Source organism: Ancylobacter sp. IITR112, from assembly GCF_041415945.1.
In the GTDB taxonomy this organism is placed as follows: Bacteria; Pseudomonadota; Alphaproteobacteria; order Rhizobiales; family Xanthobacteraceae; genus Ancylobacter.
In genome coordinates, this window is record NZ_JBGCUS010000001.1 from 195,562 (window position 1) to 213,753 (window position 18,192).

At 69.1% G+C, this 18,192-nt stretch carries 17 protein-coding genes; 3 read left to right on the forward strand and 14 right to left on the reverse strand.

Going from position 1 to position 18,192, the window contains the following annotated elements:
• Together AAC979_RS00860 and AAC979_RS00865 are read right to left on the reverse strand one after the other, a co-directional pair.
• Positions 1-717 carry an amino acid ABC transporter permease gene (locus AAC979_RS00860; protein WP_371344931.1) on the reverse strand — a complete coding sequence of 239 codons (717 nt, stop codon included), beginning with the start codon at positions 715-717 and terminating at the stop codon, positions 1-3.
• A 24-nt stretch (positions 718-741) separates the two neighbouring features.
• Entirely contained in the window at positions 742-1,569 is an 828-nt protein-coding gene (locus AAC979_RS00865) for a transporter substrate-binding domain-containing protein (RefSeq protein WP_371344933.1), read from the reverse strand.
• A 176-nt stretch (positions 1,570-1,745) separates the two neighbouring features.
• Here AAC979_RS00865 and AAC979_RS00870 point away from each other — a divergent pair, with 176 nt between their 5' ends.
• Positions 1,746-2,510: an IclR family transcriptional regulator gene (locus AAC979_RS00870; protein ID WP_371344935.1), complete on the forward strand. Its 765-nt coding sequence runs from the start codon at positions 1,746-1,748 to the stop codon at positions 2,508-2,510.
• A 7-nt stretch (positions 2,511-2,517) separates the two neighbouring features.
• Here AAC979_RS00870 and AAC979_RS00875 read toward each other — a convergent pair whose 3' ends face one another.
• Together AAC979_RS00875 and AAC979_RS00880 are read right to left on the reverse strand one after the other, a co-directional pair.
• Positions 2,518-3,219, reverse strand: a complete 702-nt coding sequence (locus AAC979_RS00875; protein WP_371344937.1) for an SDR family NAD(P)-dependent oxidoreductase — start codon at positions 3,217-3,219, stop codon at positions 2,518-2,520.
• A 10-nt stretch (positions 3,220-3,229) separates the two neighbouring features.
• Positions 3,230-4,552, reverse strand: coding sequence for an NAD(P)/FAD-dependent oxidoreductase (locus AAC979_RS00880; RefSeq protein WP_371344939.1), 1,323 nt, complete (start codon positions 4,550-4,552; stop codon positions 3,230-3,232).
• Positions 4,553-4,809: 257 nt separating this feature from the next.
• Here AAC979_RS00880 and AAC979_RS00885 point away from each other — a divergent pair, with 257 nt between their 5' ends.
• On the forward strand, positions 4,810-6,213 hold the full coding sequence (locus AAC979_RS00885; RefSeq protein ID WP_371348969.1) for an amidase: 1,404 nt from the start codon (positions 4,810-4,812) through the stop codon (positions 6,211-6,213).
• Here AAC979_RS00885 and AAC979_RS00890 read toward each other — a convergent pair.
• From AAC979_RS00890 to AAC979_RS00925, 8 genes are all read right to left on the reverse strand, one after another.
• The gene (locus tag AAC979_RS00890; protein WP_371344941.1) at positions 6,208-7,620 is read right to left on the reverse strand and encodes an FAD/NAD(P)-binding protein; all 1,413 of its coding nucleotides are present in this window, start codon (positions 7,618-7,620) and stop codon (positions 6,208-6,210) included. The two genes, AAC979_RS00885 and AAC979_RS00890, sit on opposite strands and share 6 nt — an antisense overlap.
• Before the next feature lie 228 nt (positions 7,621-7,848).
• Positions 7,849-8,727 (reverse strand): SMP-30/gluconolactonase/LRE family protein, encoded by an 879-nt coding sequence (locus tag AAC979_RS00895; RefSeq protein WP_371344942.1) that lies wholly within the window; start codon positions 8,725-8,727, stop codon positions 7,849-7,851.
• A gap of 30 nt (positions 8,728-8,757) precedes the next feature.
• Entirely contained in the window at positions 8,758-9,714 is a 957-nt protein-coding gene (locus tag AAC979_RS00900) for a 3-keto-5-aminohexanoate cleavage protein (RefSeq protein WP_371344943.1), read from the reverse strand.
• Positions 9,715-9,738: 24 nt separating this feature from the next.
• Positions 9,739-10,695 carry a 3-hydroxyacyl-CoA dehydrogenase gene (locus AAC979_RS00905; protein WP_371344944.1) on the reverse strand — a complete coding sequence of 319 codons (957 nt, stop codon included), beginning with the start codon at positions 10,693-10,695 and terminating at the stop codon, positions 9,739-9,741.
• Complete coding sequence (locus AAC979_RS00910) at positions 10,695-11,483, reverse strand: SDR family oxidoreductase (RefSeq protein WP_371344945.1); 789 nt, start codon at positions 11,481-11,483, stop codon at positions 10,695-10,697. The genes AAC979_RS00905 and AAC979_RS00910 overlap by 1 nt, the downstream gene beginning before the upstream one ends.
• A gap of 3 nt (positions 11,484-11,486) precedes the next feature.
• The gene (locus AAC979_RS00915; protein WP_371344946.1) at positions 11,487-13,586 is read right to left on the reverse strand and encodes an ABC transporter permease; all 2,100 of its coding nucleotides are present in this window, start codon (positions 13,584-13,586) and stop codon (positions 11,487-11,489) included.
• Positions 13,583-15,133: a sugar ABC transporter ATP-binding protein gene (locus AAC979_RS00920; RefSeq protein WP_371344947.1), complete on the reverse strand. Its 1,551-nt coding sequence runs from the start codon at positions 15,131-15,133 to the stop codon at positions 13,583-13,585. The genes AAC979_RS00915 and AAC979_RS00920 overlap by 4 nt, the downstream gene beginning before the upstream one ends.
• 120 nt (positions 15,134-15,253) lie before the next feature.
• Complete coding sequence (locus tag AAC979_RS00925) at positions 15,254-16,369, reverse strand: sugar ABC transporter substrate-binding protein (protein WP_371344948.1); 1,116 nt, start codon at positions 16,367-16,369, stop codon at positions 15,254-15,256.
• A 130-nt stretch (positions 16,370-16,499) separates the two neighbouring features.
• Here AAC979_RS00925 and AAC979_RS00930 point away from each other — a divergent pair, with 130 nt between their 5' ends.
• Positions 16,500-17,222 carry a GntR family transcriptional regulator gene (locus AAC979_RS00930; RefSeq protein ID WP_371344949.1) on the forward strand — a complete coding sequence of 241 codons (723 nt, stop codon included), beginning with the start codon at positions 16,500-16,502 and terminating at the stop codon, positions 17,220-17,222.
• Between the two features lie 20 nt (positions 17,223-17,242).
• Here the strand turns inward: AAC979_RS00930 and AAC979_RS00935 are convergent, their stop codons facing one another.
• Complete coding sequence (locus tag AAC979_RS00935; protein ID WP_244378437.1) at positions 17,243-17,545, reverse strand: zinc ribbon domain-containing protein; 303 nt, start codon at positions 17,543-17,545, stop codon at positions 17,243-17,245.
• Between the two features lie 89 nt (positions 17,546-17,634).
• Entirely contained in the window at positions 17,635-18,153 is a 519-nt protein-coding gene (locus AAC979_RS00940) for an AmiS/UreI family transporter (protein WP_244378436.1), read from the reverse strand.
• Positions 18,154-18,192 lie beyond the last annotated feature (39 nt).

Here is an 18,192-nt window from a genome sequence, read left to right on the forward strand (position 1 = left end):
TCAGTTGCCCTTGCCATAGCCGGGGAAGGCGAGGGCGCGCTCAAGGCGCGACAGGCCCCAGGAGAGCAGGCTGACCAGCGTTACATAGATCAGCAGCACGAGGATCATCACCTCGGCGGTGCGGAATGTGTCGTTGTAGATCTGGCCGGCATAATAGACGAGTTCCGGCACGGTGATCACCGAAGCCTGTGAGGTGGTCTTGAACAGGTTGGTGAGGATGTTGGTGAGCGCCGGCAGGCAGATGCGGCTGGCGATCGGCACCTCGATGCGGCGGAAGCGGCCCCAGCGGCTGTAGCCGAGCGAACGCGCCGCCTCGGTGACCGCGCGCGGCAGGCTGTCGAGCCCCGAGCGGAACGCCTCGATGCACAGGGCGCCGCCGAACAGGCTGAGCGAGACCAGCGCGCAGTCGAAGGCGGAGAGCAGCGGCATGCTGAGCCCGGTCGCCGGGTCCGTCACCCGCAGCCCGATGGTGCTCAGCGTGAAATAGAAGAACAGCATCTGCAGCAGCGGCGGGGTATTGCGGAACAGTTCGACGAACAGCTCGATCAGCGCGTCGAGCCAGGCGATGCGCAGGGTGAGGGCCAGCGCACCGAAGCCGCCGATGAGGACGGCGATCGCCGAAGAGGCGAGCGCCAGGGCGATGGTGTTGAGCGTCCCGCGGAGCAGCCACCCCTGATAGACCGGGTCGCTCAGCCAGGAATAATCGAGACCGAACACGGGCAGGCTCCGCGGGACCGGGGATCAGGGCTGCTTCAGCTTTTCGGCCGCAGCCTTGGCGCGCTCGGCGATGTAGGCGGAGTGCGGCATGCCATAGGTGGTTTCCCACTCGATCAGCTTGCCCTCGGCCTCGGCCTTGGTGATGGCCTTGTTCACCGCCGCCCGGAAGGCGTCGTCGCCCTTGCGGATGCCAGCCGCCTGCGGAATGTACTCATAGGGGTCGACGGCGATGGTGTAGTCGGCCCATTCAGGTTCCTCGGTCTTCTTGCGCAGCGTCATGTCGTCGAAGACGAAGCCGACGCAGCGATTGTCCTTGAGCGCGCGATAGGCTTCCGGCTGCGTCTTGAAGGCGGTGAGCTTGATGCCGAGATCCTCGGTCAGGTGCTTGTTGTAGTAGGAGCCCTGGATGCCGCAAAGCGTCAGGCCCTTGAGCGCTTCCCAGGTCTTGAAGGTCGCCGCCTTCGGCGCGAGGACGGAGGGGCCGGGCGCCGAGACATAGTATTCGGAAAAGTCGATGACCTTGGCGCGCTCGGCGGTGACGCCGAGGGTGGCGAAGATGATGTCGATGCGGCCGGAGTTGAGGAACTCGATACGGTTGGCGGCCACAACAGGCACCAGTTCCACCTTGCCATCGGGGCCGAGCAGTTCCTTGGCGACATATTTGCCGAGATCGACCTCGAAGCCGACGATCTCGCCCTTGTCGTTGAGGAAGCCGTAGGGCGGGTAGTCGTTTTTCACGCCAATGGTCAGCGTGCCCTTGGATTTGGCGTCGGCAAGCGTGTCGGCGCTGGCCGCGCCGATGCCGAGCGTCACCGCAAGCGCGGCGGCAATGGTCAGAATGGTGGTTTTCACGTTACGGCCCTCTGGTTCTGGTTGAGCATGACGTCGCGTGGCGGAAGGCGCTGCGGCCGGGCATCGACTGTTCAAAATCTAGCCTCGGTGGCCGCTGCTTGTTTTTTGAACATTGATTACGATAAAATCTCACACTACAAGCTGTTACCTCGACGTTTATCATTATGTGGAAACTGATGGCCGCAACTTCTGCCAATGGCTCGCAATTGCTGGACCGGGCGGCGCTGCTGCTCGACCTCATCGCCGATGGCACACCCGATGGCCTGACGCTCAAGGATCTGGTGCAGCAGTCCGGGCTCAACACCGCCACCTGTCACCGCATCCTCAACACGCTGGTCGGGCACCGGCTGCTGGCGCGCGACGACAGGCGCAAGCGCTACCGGCTCGGCGCCAAGATGTTCATCTATGGCGCCCGCGCCGCGCGGGGCCCCGGGCTCATCAGCCGCTGCGAGATCGGCCTGACGCGCCTGCGCAAGAAGACGGGCGAGACCACCCATCTGATGTCGCGTCACAATCACGACTCGCTCTGCCTCGCGCGCCGCGACGGTGAATGCGTGGTGCAGACCCTGACCGGCAGCATTGGCGGATCGGTGCCGCTGGGCGTGGGGCCGGGCAGCATCGCCATGCTGTCCTTCCTCGACCGCGAGGAGCAGGATTTCATCCTGCGCGCCAATGAAGGCCGCTTCGCCGCGTTTCGCGACCTGCCGGTCGAGAAGGTGGAGCAGCTGATCGCGGAAACGCGGGCGCGCGGCTATGCCGTCGATATCGGCGAACTGATCCCGGGCATCGCCGGCGTCGCCATGCCGATCCTCGACGAGGCGGGAGTGCCGGTCGCCTCGCTGGGCTTCACCTTCCTCTGCGCCAAGATCGTGCCCGGCTTCGTCGAAGGCTACGCCGCGCTGCTGCGCACCGAGATCGACCTCATCGAAAGCCGCAACTGATCCTCCGTCAGAACGATTCCTCCAGCGTCCAGTTCACCGCGAATTCGGCGACGCTCGACGTGTTCGGCAGTTCGATCAGGAAGAGGATGGCGCGCGCGATATCCTCCGGGGATGTGAGTTCCTCGGCGGCGCGCGTGGTCAGCGGCAGCCCCATATCGGTCGCCACGAAGCCGGGGCAGACGGCGGTGGCGCGGATGCCATGCTCGAAGCCGGTGTGCCGCAGCGCATGGGCGAGGCCGGTGGCGGCGAATTTGGACACGGAATAGAGGCTGGAGATCGCCGATTTGACCCGCTTTCCCGACAGCGAGGAGACGATGATCACCCGGCCGCGCCCGCAGGCGGCGAGGTCTTCCCACGCCGCCTTGGCGAGCCGGCGGGGGGCCGCGACATGCACCTCCATCAGCCGGGAAAGCTCCTCGTCCTCCGCCGCGATCACATCCTTGCGGATCATGATGCCGGCATTGGCCACCACGGCGTCGATGCGGCCGAAACGGGCGCGCGCCTCTCCCACCCAGCGCGCCGCCGCGCCGGGATCGGTTGCTTCATAGGCGCAGACCTGCACCTCGCCCGGGCCCTGCGCGGCCCACTCCGGCGGCGCCGGATCGCGCATGCCGAGCGAGACGTTCCAGCCGGCTTGCATCATCGCGCGGCCGGTCGCCGCGCCGATGCCGCGCCCGCCGCCGGAGATGAGGACGGTACGTTGTGTCATGGGAAGCCTCTCAGGCATGAGGTGGCAGCTCGGCGCCCTCGCGGCGCGCGGCGCGGGTGTCGGTGTAGCGGAAGTAGCGCAGCCGCAGCTTCGGCGCGTAGTCCATGTAGAAGGGTGCCGCTTCCAGCGGCTCGATGCGCAGCGACAGCTCGGAGTCCGGCACACCCATCGCCCATTCCGCGAGAATGCCGCCAAGCATCGAGCCGGTCGGCACGCCGCGCCCGGACAGGCCGGTCAGCGCCACCACGCCGGGCGCCAGCCCGAACAGCCGGGGCACCGTGCGCACCTGCATGTCGAGCTCGCCATACCAGAAATATTCCCAGCGGATCGGCACGGTGATCTGCGGATGCAGCCAGCGCAGCCGGTCCGCCATCACCTGGTGGGTATAGGCCATGTCGGCGCCGCGCGCGCCCATCGGGAACATGGAGGCGACGATGCGGCCTTCGGCATTGTATTTGTAGACATAGATGTCGCCGCGTCCATCATGCATGGTGGTGTTCTGCGGCAGCACGCGGGCGCGCAGTTCCGGGTCGAGCGGCTGGGTGGCGCAGACGAAGACCTTGAGGATCTTGAAGCTGCGGTCGAGTTTCGGCCACGCCTTCACCGTGTACGCGCCGGTGGCGAAGATCACCTTTTCGGCCACCACCTCGCCGCGCGGCGTCTTCACCTTCCAGCGCAGGCCTTCGGGTTCGACATCCTCGGCCGGCGTGTCGGTGTAGAGCGTGGCGCCCTCCTGCAGGGCGGCGCGGGCGAGGCCGCGCGCATAGCCGAGCGGGTTCATATGCCCCGCCTCCTCGTGAAACCAGCCGCCATAGAAGCGGGGGCTTCCGGTGAGCGCGGTCACCGCGTCGCGGTCCAGCAGCCGCGTCCGGGCACCCACCGCATTATACTGCTCGACCTTGCCGTTCAGAATCTCCACCGCGCCCGGGCGCAGCGCGCCCATGACATAGCCGTTCTGCTGCCATTCGCAGTCGATCTGATAGTCGCGGATCATCGCCGCCACGCGGTCATTGGCCCGCGTCTGGCGCTGGATCAGCCGCGCGGCCCAGGGTTCCCCGAGGATCTTCCGCAGCGCGGGAAGGCTGTAATAGCTGAAGGTGGGCGTGCAATGGCCGGCATTGCGCCCGGAGCCGCCAAAGCCGGCCTCCTGCGCCTCCAGCAGCACCACCTTCACCCCCTGCCGCGCCAGTTCCAGTGCGGTGGTCAGGCCGGTGAAGCCCGCGCCGACAATGCAGACATCGGCGTCCACCCGCCCTTCGAGCGGGGCGGTCTGCGGCGGTGGCGCCGCCGTTGCATACCAGAGGGTCGTGGTGAAAGGGGAGAACGTGCTCATCGTCGCCTCTGCCGGGGCCGGCTCCGAAATCGGGATGGCGGTAGCGGACCACGTTGCCGGCTAAGGCGTCAATCCAATTCCACGATGAGGATTTCATATCCTGAAATTATCATATAGTGAAAAATGAGCGCCGGCCGCGCCAAACCGCAAGGCCGTCGGCGATTGCCGGCGGGCGCTTGGTCGCCGACAATGGCGGCGCGGGGCCGGGGAGGCTGGCCGCGCCCGTTCCTTGCCGAGACAGTGCCCAGACCATGCCGATATCTCTGATGGAGCTCAGCGCCAGCGAGCTGTCCCGCCTTATCGCCCGCCGGGCGCTGAAACCGTCGGAGCTGATGGAGGCCTATCTGGCGCGGTTCGCCAGCACCAATCCGGCGGTGAACGCCATCGTCTCCGCCCGTGACCCCGACGATCTGCGGGCGCAGGCGCGAGCGATGGACGACGCGCCGCCGCGTGGCTGGCTGCATGGTCTGCCGCTGGCGGTGAAGGATCTCGTCGCCGTGCGCGGGTTGCGCACGACCTTCGGCTCGCCGCTGTTCCGCGATCATGTCCCCGACGAGGACGATCTGGTGGCGGCGCGGCTGCGCGCCGCCGGGGCCATCTTCACCGGCAAGACCAACACGCCGGAATGGGGGCAGGGCAGCCACACCTTCAACCCGGTGTTCGGCGCCACCCGCAACCCCTGTGATCTCTCCCGCTCGGCGGGGGGCTCGTCCGGCGGCGCGGCCGCCGCGCTGGCGGCGCGGCTGGTGCCGGTCGCAGATGGCTCGGACATGATGGGAAGCCTGCGCAACCCGGCCGCCTTCTGCAATGTCTATGGCTTCCGGCCGAGCTGGGGCCTCGTTCCCGCCGATGCGGGGGGCGACACTTTCCTCGCGACGCTGGCGACGGACGGGCCGATGGCACGCACCATCGAAGACCTCGCGCGCCTGCTGGAAACGCTGGCCGGGCCGCATCCGGCCGTGCCCTTCGGCCGGGTGTGCCCGCCGCTCGCCGACCGGCTCGATATCGACCTGCGCGGCCGGCGGATCGGCTGGCTGGCGGATTGGGGCGGCGCCTATCGCTGCGAGCCGGGCATTCTCGACATCTGCGCCAGCGGCCTTCGCGTGTTCGAGGAACTCGGCGCGCGGGTCGAGCCGCTGCCGCCGCCCGTCGCGGCGGAAGAACTGTGGCAAGCGTGGATCCGCCTGCGCGGCTTCCTCAATGCGGGCGCGAAGGGGGCGCTGCTCGCCGATGCCCACAGCCGCGACCTGTTGAAGCCGGAGAGCCGGTGGGAGATCGAGTTCGGCCAGACCGTCACCGCGCCGCAGCTCTATGCAGCCAGCCTCACCCGCTCACGCTGGTACGCGCAGGCCGCAGCGCTGTTCGAGCGCTACGACTTTCTCGTCCTGCCCTCGGCGCAGGTCTGGCCGTTCCCGGTGGAATGGCGCTGGCCCGCCGCCATTAACGGGCGGGCGATGGACACTTATCACCGCTGGATGGAGGTGGTGGTTCCGGTCAGCCTGATCGGCCTGCCGGCGCTGGCGCTGCCCTGCGGTTTCGGCCCCTCGGGCCTGCCGATGGGCCTGCAACTGATCGGCCGCGATGGCGGGGATGCCGATGTTCTCGCGGCCGGACAGCAGTATCACCTCGCCACCGACTGGCCGGCGCGCGCGCCGTCATGATGCCGCGTCGGCACCGAGCCGCCCGGCCACGGTCTGGGCGATGCGGATGGCATAGTTGGTAACGTCCGGCAACCCCATCAACTCGCCCACCGTGCCGCGCGCCAGCGGGCCGGCGACATAGAGCCCGGGGGTCGGTACCCCCGCCGCGCCGATGGCCCGCCCATCCGCGGCCACCTCGATACCGAGACCCAGCGGGTCCGGCCGGGCCAGCCCGGCACCCGCCAGCGCGGCGAGCACCGGATTGCCGGCAAATACCTGCCCATGCGCCGGGCCGGTGGCGGTGACGACCGCGTCGAAGGCCTCCCGCACCTCCCGCCCGTTGCGCCGTTCGCGCAGGGTGACGTGGATCGTCCCGTCCTCCACAGTCACCTCCCGCAGCGAGCCGGCGCGCAGGTGGAGCGTTCCGGCCGCCATGCGCCGGTCGAGCACCTCCTCCACCTGCGGGGCGATGCGGAAGCGGTGCACGTCCCAGAACGGGCGCAGATGCCGCAGCACGCGCGCCCGCTCGGCGAGCGGCAGCGCGTTCCAGATGATCCCTCCCTGCAGCCGCACCTGGTCCAGCACGCAGTGCCAGCTCATTCCCGCCTGCTCCGCCTGCCGCACGCTTGTCCGGATGCGACGCACGAGTTCGCCCGCCCGGCGCGCCGGCGCGGTCGCGAAATCGCCGAACGGGTCATGCAGTTCGGCCGGGTGGCCACGCGAACGCAGGCCGCGCCGCGACAGCGCGACGATCGCGCCGCGATGGCCCAGCCGCTCAAGGCTGGCGACGATGTCGGCCATGGTCAGCCCGGTGCCGACGATCAGCACCCGGTCCTCGGGCCGCACCGCCACCAGCGCTCCGTCGCGCCAGGGGTCGGCGACGAAGCGCGGATGGCCGGCGAGAGCGCGGGCGAGGGTGGAAGGCGGGCTCGGCGGTGCATGCGCCACCGCCAGCACGACGATCCCGGCCAGCACGGCCGAGCCGTCAGAGGCGCGGATGAGAAAGCCGTCCGCGCGCGCCTCCACCGCCTCGGCGGCCGCGACGAGATGCTCGACGCGCGGGCCTAGCGCGGCGATCTGCGCGGCGACATAGGTGCCGAACACCGCGCGGGCGGGAAAATTGCGCCCGCCGCTGCGTCGCGCCGCCGGGTCGGCGTCGAGCGTGCCGGAGGCGTCAAGCCAGTCGTTGAAATGGCTCGGCTGGTCCGGCAGCAGCGACATTCGCGTCGCCGGCACATTGATGCGGTGGCTGGGGTCGGCGGCGGAATAGGCGAGGCCGCGCCCGACCTCGCGGCGCGGCTCGATGACGAGCACGCGCTCAAGCGCCGGATGCAGCCGCAGCAGATGCCAGGCGACCGCCGCGCCGGAAAAGCCGCCGCCGATGATCGCCACCGGCACGCGGCGGGCTTCTGCCGGTGCAGCCTTCATGCCGGGCAAGCGCCGGCGGCCGCGCGGGGACCGCCGCCCGCCGTCGGGTCCGATGCATCGCTGCCGGGATCGGCGTCGTCCTGCGTCATGCCAGTGCCGTGTCGCCCGAGCCACCACCCTGCGGCGCCGCCCATCGGCCGCGCCGGCCGAGTCGCCCCGGTGCGAACCTAGCACGCCGGGCGCCGGGCGGGGCAGAGCCCGTGCCGCCCGGCTCCCTTCCCCCGGCCACTACGCGCCGAAGCGGGGTTCCGGGACGCCCTTTACGCCGAGATCGTGGATCGCGAACAGGCTGCCGCGCAGCGCCCCGTCGGCGGGAAAGCGCGGCAGCGGCGGCTTGGCCATGGAGGTGACATAGAGTACGTCGAGCTTCGGCCCGCCGAACATCACGCTGGTGATCTTCTTCACCGGCATGTCGATGATGCGGTCGACGCTGCCGTCCGGCGCGTAGCGCACCAGCCGCCCGTCATAGACCAGCGCGTTCCACAGGAAGCCCTCGGCATCGACGGTGGAGCCATCGGCCGCGCCGCCCTTGGAGGTGTCGACCTTGGTGAAGGTGCGCCGGTTTGAGGCGGTGCCGGTGTCGATGTCGTAATCATAGGCCCAGATCTCGCCGGTCCAGGTGTCGGCGAAGTAGAAGGTCTTGTCGTCCGGGCTGAAACAGGGGCCGTTGGAGCAGATGATGCCCCGGTCGATGGTGGTCAGGCTGAAATCCGGGTCGAGTCGGTAGAGCGCGCCATGCGGGCCTTCCTCCATCGTGTCCATGGAGCCGGCGAAGAACCGTCCGCGCCGGTCCACCTTGCCGTCATTGATCCGGGTGGTCGGCTTGTCGCTCTCGGGATCGACGATCAGGTCGCAGTCGCCGGAGCGGAAATCCAGCGCGTGGAAGCCGGTCTGCAGCGAGACGATGGCGCCTTGGCCATCCTTGCGCAGCGCCATCGAGCCGATCTTCGCCGGCACGTCCCACGCCCTCACCTCGCGCCCGTCGGCGGTGGTGCGAAAAACCCGGCCGTCGAAGCTGTCGATGAAATAGAGCCGTTCCTGCTCGGCGTCCCACAGCGGACCCTCGCCCAGCGTGGTCTTCACGTCGATGAGAACGTCGATCCGCATCGCTTCCTCCCATTGTCGTTCGCGTGGGGCTCAGAAATTCACCTGGTCGCCGCCCTTGAGCTGCAGCATGGCGCGGGCCTCGTCCGGGGTCGCGACCTCAAGGCCGAGGCCTTCGATCACCTTACGCGCCATCCGCACCTGATCGGCGCTTGACGTGGCGAGCTTGCCCTTGCCGGCCCATAGCGAATCCTCCAGCCCGACGCGGATATTGCCGCCCATCGCCGCCGACTGGGTGGCGATGCGCAACTGGCTCGCCCCGGCGCCCAGCACCGACCAGCGGTAATCCGCGCCGAACAGCCGGTCGGCGGTGCGCTTCATGTGCATCACGTCTTCCGGATGCGTGCCGATGCCGCCCAGCAGACCGAACACCGACTGGACGAAGAACGGCGCCTTGACGAGGCCGCGATCGGCGAAATGGGCGAGGTTGTAGAGATGGGCGATGTCGTAGCACTCGAACTCGAAGCGGGTGCCATTGCCGTAGCAGGTGTCGAGAATATACTCGATGTCCTTGAAGGAGTTGCGGAAAACGAGATCCTTCGTCGCTTCGAGATGCGGCTTTTCCCAGTCGAACTTGAAGCTGTCGTATTTCTGCACGAGGTGGTAGAGGCCGAAATTGATCGAGCCCATATTCAGCGAGGCGACCTCCGGCTTGAAGGTCGCGGCGGGCAGTACGCGCTCCTCCACCTTCATATAGGGGCTGCCGCCGGAGGTGATGTTGATCACCGCATTGGTGCCCTGCTTCACCTGCGGCAGGAAGCGGGCGAAGGCTTCCGGCGTCTGGTCCGGCCGGCCATTCTCCGGGTTGCGCGCGTGCAGGTGCAGGATGGCGGCACCCGCTTCCGCCGCGCCGATGGCGTCGGCGGTGATCTGTTCCGGCGTGATCGGCAGATAGGGCGACATGGTCGGCGTGTGGATCGCCCCGGTGCAGGCGCAGGTGATGATCACCTTGCCGGTGGGAACGGGGCGGGCGGTCGAGGGGGTGGACATGGGATCAGTTCCTGAGATGAGGGGTCAGCGGCCGATGTCGCGGTCGGCCCGGCGCTTCTGGGCGATGAGCGCCATCAGCCGGCGGTCGCGCCAGCGCTGGCGGGCGGGAAGCTGCGCGGCGGGCACGGCGGCACGGCGTTCGGCTTCGACCCCGCCGGCCGCCACGGCCGCCCAGTCGACCCGCTCGCGCATGGACTGGAACAGGCCGGCATACATGGGCTGGTAGCGGGCGATGTAGTCGGCGATGCCGCCCGGCGCGTTGAGGTCGATGGTCTCGAACGGGCCGATGAAGCTCCAGCGCAGCGCCAGCCCGTCGGCGATGCCGCGATCGACATCGGCGGCGCTGGCATAGCCGCCGGCGAGGAGGCGGAACGCCTCCTCCATCAGCGCGCCCTGCATGCGGTTCATGATGAAGCCGTCGATTTCCTTCTCCATCCGCAGCGGCACCTGGCCGGCGGCGGCGAGGAAGGCGACGGCGCGTTCCAGCACCGCCGGATCGGTCCAGCGCGAGGGCACCACCTCCACCGCCGGCACCAGATAGGGCGGGTTGATCGGGTGGGCGACGACCCCGCGCGCCCGGCCGGGCACTGCCTCGAAAATGGCCGATGGGAGCAGCGCCGAGCTCGACGAGGCCAGCACCGCCTCCGCCGGCGCCAGCCGGTCGATTTCGGCGAAGCTCGCGCGCTTCACCGCGATTATCTCCGGCCCGCATTCCTGCACCCACGACACCCCGTCGAGTGCTTCGGCGAGGCTGGCGCAGGGGATGAGCGCGCCGACGATGTCCTCGACGCTCCGCCCGTTCAGCAGCTCGTTGCGGGCGAGGTCTTCACCAACCGAGCGCACATAGTCGAGCGCCGCTGCGGCGGCATCCGGCGCCGGGTCCCACAGCCGCACCTCATGCCCGGCGCGGGCGAAGGTGATGGCCCAGGCCCGGCCGATCAGCCCGGCCCCGACAATGGCGACGCGAGAGGGGGTACCCATCACAGCGTCTCCACATTGCCGTCGACATTGAACGACATGGCCGAGAGGTTGCGGGCGGCATCGGAGAGCAGGAAGGCGACGGAGGAGGCGACATCCTCCATCGTCACCATGCGGCGCAGCGAGATCTTGTCGAGATAGCGCGCCTCCATGTCCTCATAGCTCACGCCCACCTGCGCGGCGCGGTCGCGGATCACCCCTTCCATGCGCGGACCGGCGACGATGCCGGGGAGGATGGCGTTGACGCGGATATTGTGCGGCCCCAACTCCTTGGCGAGCGACTGGGTGAGGCCGATCACCCCCCATTTCGCTGCCGCATAGGGGGTGCGGAAGGCATAGCCGTGCCGCCCCGCCGCCGAGGACATGTTGATGACCGCCCCGCCGCCGGCGCGCTTGATGTGCGGCACCGCCTGCCGGGCGCAGAGGAACTGGCCGGTAAGGCCGATATCGAGGCAGCGCCGCCACTCCGCCGGGGCGATCTCCTCGATGGCGCCGGTCGGGCCGGCGATGCCGGCATTGTTGATCAGCGCATCGAGCCCGCCCAATGCGCCGAGGGCGGTGGCGAAGAAGGCTTCCACCTCGCCCTCATCCGACACGTCGGCCTTCATCACAATGGTGCCGGGAAGCTCGGCGGCGGCCGCGGCCAGCGCGTCGTCGGCGACATCGCAGAGCGCGAGGCGGCAGCCCTGCGCGTGCAGCAGGCGGGCGATGGCGAGGCCGATGCCGCCGGCGCCGGCCGTCACGACCACGCGCTGCCCTTCGAGGCCGCCGGCGAAAGGTGTGGGGGACATGGATCAGTTCCTCTTTTCGCGAAGGGCGATGACGGCGGCCAGCACGACGCTGCCGAACAGGATGGCGCGGAAGGCGTGGGGCAGGGTGGTGCCAGCGAGCAGCGTCTGCAGCGCGGTCAGCAGCAGCGCGCCGCCGACCATGCCGAGAAAATGCCCGCGCCCGCCGGTGATGAGGGCGCCGCCCACCACCACGATGGCGATGGAGGGCAGCAGATAGTCGTCGCCCATGCCGAGGCTCGCCTGGCCGGAAAAGCCGGTGAGCAGCATGCCGACCAGCGCCGCGCACAGCGCCGAGAGCACATAGACGCCGATGACGACGCGCCCGGTTCGCACACCCGACAGCCGCGCCGCCTCCATGGAATTGCCGATGGCATAGACCCGGCGGCCAAAGGCGGTGCGCCCCAGCAGCAGCGTGCCGCCGGCGACGAAAACGGCGAGCAGCACCAGCACCGGGGTGATGCCGGCGACCTTGGCCGTCATCAGCCAGCGCAGCGCCGGCGCGGCGAAGCCGGCCGGGGTGCCGCCGGAATAGAGCAGCGCCAGCCCCTGCAGGATGCCGTTCGCCGCCAGCGTCACCACGATGGGCGAGAGGCCGAGCGCGACCACGCCGAGCCCGTTGAACAGGCCGATCAGCGCCGCGACCGCGAACACCGCCGGCACCGCATAGACCAAAGCGGCATCCGAGCCCTGCACCATCCCGGCCAACAGGATGCCGCAAAGGCCGATGGTCCACGGCACGGACAGATCGAGCCCGCCGGTAAGGATCACCGCCCCCTGGCCGAGGGCGAGGATGACGAGGAAGGTGGAGAGCACCAGCAGCGCGTTCCAGAACGCGCCATTGGCCAGCGTGTTGCCGAGCACGAGCTGCGTCACCAGCAGCACCAGCGCGAGGCAGGCATAAGCGGGCAGGGCGAAGCGCAGGTCCCGGCCGTGGCGTTGCAGGAAGCTGGGCGCCGCGCCGCGCGCCGCCGCTGGCGCGGCGGTGACGAAGGCGAGGCGCCGGTCGCCGGCGGGGCGCTGGGACACATGCGTGCCGGCCCGCCGCGCCGTCAGGCTGCCGCGCAGCCGGCGCACCTGCTCGCTCAGCACGGAATCGCGGCTGAACGAGCCGATCAGCACGGCGGCGAGCAGCACGCCGCCCTCGGCGATGGTAGCGAAATAGGCGGAAACGTTGAGTACCAAGAGGATGTTGACCACCACCATCAGCACCAGCGCGCCGAAAATGGTGCCGACCAGCCCGCCCTTGCCGCCGCCGAGCCGCGTGCCGCCGATCACCACCGCCGCGAAGATGGACAGCAGCAGCGAATTGCCGACCAGCGGGTCGCCCGAGCCGGTCTGCGCGCTGACGAAGACGCCGGCCATGCCGTAGAAGCCGCCCGCCAGCACATAGGTGGCAAAGCGCACCAGCGTGACGCGGATGCCAGTCGCCGCCGCCGCGGCGGGGTCGCTGCCCACCGCATAGAGCGCGACGCCGAAGCCGGTCCGGCGCAGCCAGGTCCAGAACAGCGCGGCAAGGCCCAGCAGCACCAGAGCCATCGGCACCAGCCCATCCACCGCGTCGCCCATATAGAAGCCGCCAAGCGCGGGCGCGATGAAGCCGCCGGGCTGGTCCATCACCAGCAGCGTCGCGCCCTGCACGATGAACATGGTCGAGAGCGTGACGACGATCGGCTGCAGCCGGACCACGGCGACGAAGAAGCCATTGAAGGCGCCGACCAGCATGCCGATGCCGATGCCGGCCAGCGTCCACACCAGCACCGAGGCCTCGGCATTGGCCGGGTCCATGGAGCGCGCCAGCACGGCGTTGACCAGCGAGATGACCGCACCGGCGGAGAGGTCAAAGCCGCCGGAGAGCACGACGAGCGTCTGGCCCATCGCCGCCAGTGCCAGCGGGGTGGCGCCGGAAATCTGGAACGACACGTCGAAATAGGAGAGCGGCCCGGGGCTGAGCGCGTCGACGATGAGGAACAGGCCAAGAAACACGGCGAGCGCCACCAGCGGCGCGCGGTTGCGGCCGAGCCAGCGGCGCGGCGCCGAGGGTGCGCGGGCCTCCGCCGCTGGCGGGGCGGCGGTGGGGGCGGGAGAGGCGAGGTCGAGGCTCATGCGGCGGCTCCGTCGGCGAGACCGGCGGCGCCATGGCCGAGCACGGCGCGCATCACGGTCGGCTCGTCGAGCGCGTCCAGTTCCAGTCGGGCGGTGACGCGGCCCTCATAGAGCACCAGCACGCGGTCGCTGAGATGGACGAGTTCGGGGATTTCGGTGGAGTGGAACAGCACCGCGCCGCCGGCATCGGCGAAGGCGCGGATGAGTTCGTAAAGCTGGTGCTTGGTGCCGACATCAATACCGCGCGTCGGGTCGAACAGCAGCAGGATGCGGCTCTGCGCCACCAGCCATTTGGCGACGGCGATCTTCTGCTGGTTGCCGCCGGAGAAGGCGCCCGCCGCCGTGAAGGCGGCAATGGCCGCGACATCCACCGCCGCGAACACCCGGTCGGTCGCCGCGCGCTCAGCGGCGCGGTCGATCAGGCCATGGCGGCAGAAGCTGTCGATCACCGGCAGGCTGGCATTGGTGGTACCGTCGAGATTGAGGAACAGGCCCTCGGTCTTGCGCTCCTCCGGCACGAGGCCGATGCGCAGCGAAGGGTGCAGCGCGTCGGCCGGGCTCGACAGATGCACCGGGCGCCCATCGACCCGTATCTCGCCGCGCCGCACCGCCAGCGCGCCGAAGCAGGCGGAGAACAGCTCCTTCTGCCCCATGCCCTGCAGGCCGGCGACGCCGAGAATCTCGCCCGGCCGCAGCGTGAGGTCGACATTGGCAAGCTTCTCCCCCGCGCATAGCCCGCGCGTTTCCAGCACCGGCGCGGGCCGGTTCTCGGCCGGCATCGCGCGGCGGGGCGGAAAGGTCTGGTCGAGCGAGCGGCCGATGATCTTCTCCACCACCTCGGCATCGGTGAAATCGGCCACCGCGCCGCTCGCCACCAGCCGGCCATTGCGCAGAATGGTCATGTCGTCGCAGAAGGCGCGCACCTCCGGCATGCGGTGGGAGATGAACAGCACGGTGACGCCGCGCGCCTTCGCGTCGGCGATCAGTGCGCCGAGCCAGTCAACATCGCTGCCGGCCAGCGCCGAGGTCGGCTCGTCGAGCAGCAGCAGGCGCGGTTCGCGGTAGAGGGCGCGGGCGATCTCGATTTTCTGACGCAGCGCGAGGTCGAGCTGGCCGACCTCGGCCTGCAGGTCCACTGCGATGCCGAGCCGGGCGAAATGGGCGGCGACGCTGTCGGCCATGGCGCGGCGCTTCAGCGTGCCGATAAGGCTCACCGGCGCGGCGGGGATCAGCATGTTGTCGAGCACGCTGAGGTCGCGCACCAGGGTGAGTTCCTGGAAAGCGGTGCGGATGCCGGCGCGGTGGGCGTCGCGCGGGGAGCGCAGCCTCACGGTGCGCCCGTCAATGGCGATGCGGCCTTCATCCGGCTCGATGAGGCCGGAGAGCAGCTTCATCGTCGTCGATTTGCCCGCCCCGTTCTCGCCCAGCAGGGCATGAACCGTGCCGGCGCGGACGGCGAAGCTGACATCGCTGACCGCCCGGGTCGCGCCGAACGCCTTCGACACGCCGGTGAAGGACACGGCGGGCGGGGTCTCGTTTGGGAACATGGCCATCTCTCCCTTGGCGCGCGAGAGGGGACGCCGGCGGGCACGCCGGCGTCGGGAAGCGGCCCGCGAGTCGCGGGCGGAGCGCGCGTCAGGCGGCGCGTTCCGCAGGCGTGGCGCCGCTCAGTTCTCGGGCTGGCCGACGAGGGCGGCGTTCAGGCCGACTTCCGGCGTGTTGTCGGAGAAGATCGAGGCGAACCAGCCGGGATTGGGGATGATGGACGGCTTGAACACGTTGCAGCCGGCCTTCATCTCGTCCCAGCTACCGGTCTCGCACAGCTTGACCGTCTCATTGGTGACGATCGGCAGCGGCAGGGTGACGTTGTGCGGCACCTCCTTGCCGTCCAGCAGGTCCGCTGCCAGCTTCAGCGCATAGGCGCCGGAATAGGGCGGCGAGGCATAGGAGATGCGCGGCGCGCCCAGCGGCTTGTAGGCGCCGTCGGCACCTTCCACCTCGGTGCCGGCCTTCAGCATCTGGATGCGCCCGCCATTGGAGCCTTCGCCCGCGCAGGGCTTGAGCTGCTCGGCGGTGCGGCCGGCTTCCAGCTGCATCGCATTGGCGGTGTAGCAGCCGACCTGCATCCACAGGCCGTCAATGTCGTTCCAGTTGCGGGTGGCGAGCAGCTTGGACAGCTCGGTGCGCGCCACCGCCTGGCTCCACATGCCGACCGCCTCGCCGACGATCTTGATGCCGGGATGCTTGGCGAAGACTTCCTTCGCCGCATTGGTACGCCCGCTGTCGACCGAGGTGCCGGGCACGCCGGTGACGAGGACGATGTTGCCCTTGCCGCCGAGCTTGTCGACCAGCCATTCCGCCGTGCGCCGGCCGGCTTCCGCCTGGTCGATGGTGACATTGTAGGCGCAGGGCTCGGTGATGACGGAGTCGTACGCCACGATCTTCACGCCCTTGGCGCAGGCGTTCTTCACCACCTGGTTCAGCGCGGTGGGGGAGATCGGGTAGACGACGATCGCCTTGGCGCCGGCCTGCACCATGGCGTTGATCTGCTGGATCTGGCGCTGGGCATTGGGGCCGGCGACCTGGACCTCGAGGTCGATCTTGTCGCGCAGCGTCTGCGAGGCGGCCATGGCCTTCACCATGTTGGCGGCCTCGGCCTGCCAGTCATTGCCGATATAGCTCATGGACAGGAAAACCTTCTGCTTTTCCTGCGCCATGGCGGGCATGGCCGCTCCGGCGAGCGCGCACAGCGCCGCCAACCCGACCCGGGTTGTCATCCTCATGCTTCGTCCTCCCAAACGCGGCGCGTCTGTCGCGAGCCGTCACTTTTGATATTAGATCAAAAATCAAAACCGTCTTCAAGTCCCTCCTGGGCTGGGGTATGATCCGGCCAGTTGCAGCCGGGAGTCGCTGATGTCCGATCTTCGCGAACACGTCGTTCCGCTTCACAAGCAGACGTTGCAGGAAGGCGTGTTCCGCCGGCTGTGCGAACTCATCCTCGAAGGGGGAATAGCGCCGGGCCAGTCGATCACCGTGGCGCATCTCGCCGAGGCATTCGGGGTCAGCCCGATGCCGGTGCGCGAGGCGCTGACCAAGCTCACCGGCGCGGGCGTGCTCACCGTGGTGTCGGGGCGCACCATCGGCATTCCGAAACTGACGCTGGAGCGGTTGGAGGATCTGCGGCGCGTGCGGCTCGAAGTCGAGACCACGGCGGTGCGCTGGGCGACGCAGCGGCAGGATGGCGCGCTGATCGCGGCGCTGACGCGGGCGTTCCAGAGGCTGGAAGAGGCGGAGAAGAACGCCGATGCGCAGCACTATATCCGCGCCAATTACGACTTCCACTTCCCCATCTATCGCCATGCGGGATCGCCGATCCTGCTGACGATCATCGAAAATCTCTGGCTGCAGATCAGCCCGTATTTTCACCTGCTGCGCGGCTCGGGCAATTTCCGCATCTCCAACCACCAGCACCGGGCGATCTTCGACGCGGTGAGCGCCCGCGATCCCGAGCGGGCGGCCAAGGCACTGGCCGCCGATATCGAGGGCGCCTATGAGGTGCTCGCCGGGCTGATCGGCGAGGGGGCGGCGGCGGGCAAGGCTCAGGCCCGCGACCGCGCGCTCGCGCCCACCCCCTGACGGGACGGGCGCGGCAGGCTTCAGTGCCCGAGCGACCAGCGCCGCTCGATCGGGGCCGGCTTGTTCTTGCGCGTGCCGCAGAGCGAGCAGCCGCAGCCGGCCAGATGTTCGCGCTTCACCACCTTCGGCTCGGAAGCGGTGCCTTCGGAACGGGCGAGCGCCTTGCGCAGCGTGCCGTTCATCGTGCTGAGCCGGGGCATCGCCATGGCGCGCGGCGCCGTGCCGCTGCATTCCGGGCAGCAGGCCGGCTGGTCCGCCTCGCTCATCGCGCTCCAGCCCTCGAAGGGCCCGCAATCGTCGCAGGCATAGGAATAGAGGGGCATCCTCGGTCCTCCATGAAAAGGGGGACGGATGGCCCGTGGGCCATCCGATGGAAGAAAAGGGCGGATGGCCGCAAAGCCATCCGCCGGGGTCAGGGGTTCAGCCAGCCCTGCAGCAGCGACACGCCCGGCACCCAGCCGGTGACGATGCCGATGAGCACGGTGAAGGCGCCGGTGAAGCGCAGGATCGGCTGCTTCATGGTCAGCAGCAGGAAGTAGCAGAACCACAGCAGCGCCCAGCCGACCCAGTTCCAGCCCATCCAGAGGCTGATGGAGCTGTCCGCCCCCCGCAGCGACTGGATCGCCACCGGCACGACGGTGATGGCGACGAACAGGCTGAACCAGCCGAGCCCGCGCCCGTCCACCTTGGTGACGCGGTTATAGGCCACCCAGAAATAGGTGGCGGTGAACAGCAAAGTGAGCGCCGCGCCCTTGATGGAGCCGGCATCCGCCTCCGGGTTGAACGCCCAGAACAGCGAGATGGCGAGCGTCACCACGCCGGAGACGACGTTCACCACGATGATTTCGCGGTCCTCGATCTTTCCCAGCAGCCACAGGCCGTTGAGCACGAGGACGGCGCCGACATAGAGCAGGCCAAGTCCGAGCAGCATGATGGATCTCCTCGGCCCCAGCCGGCAGGCCAGCCAGGG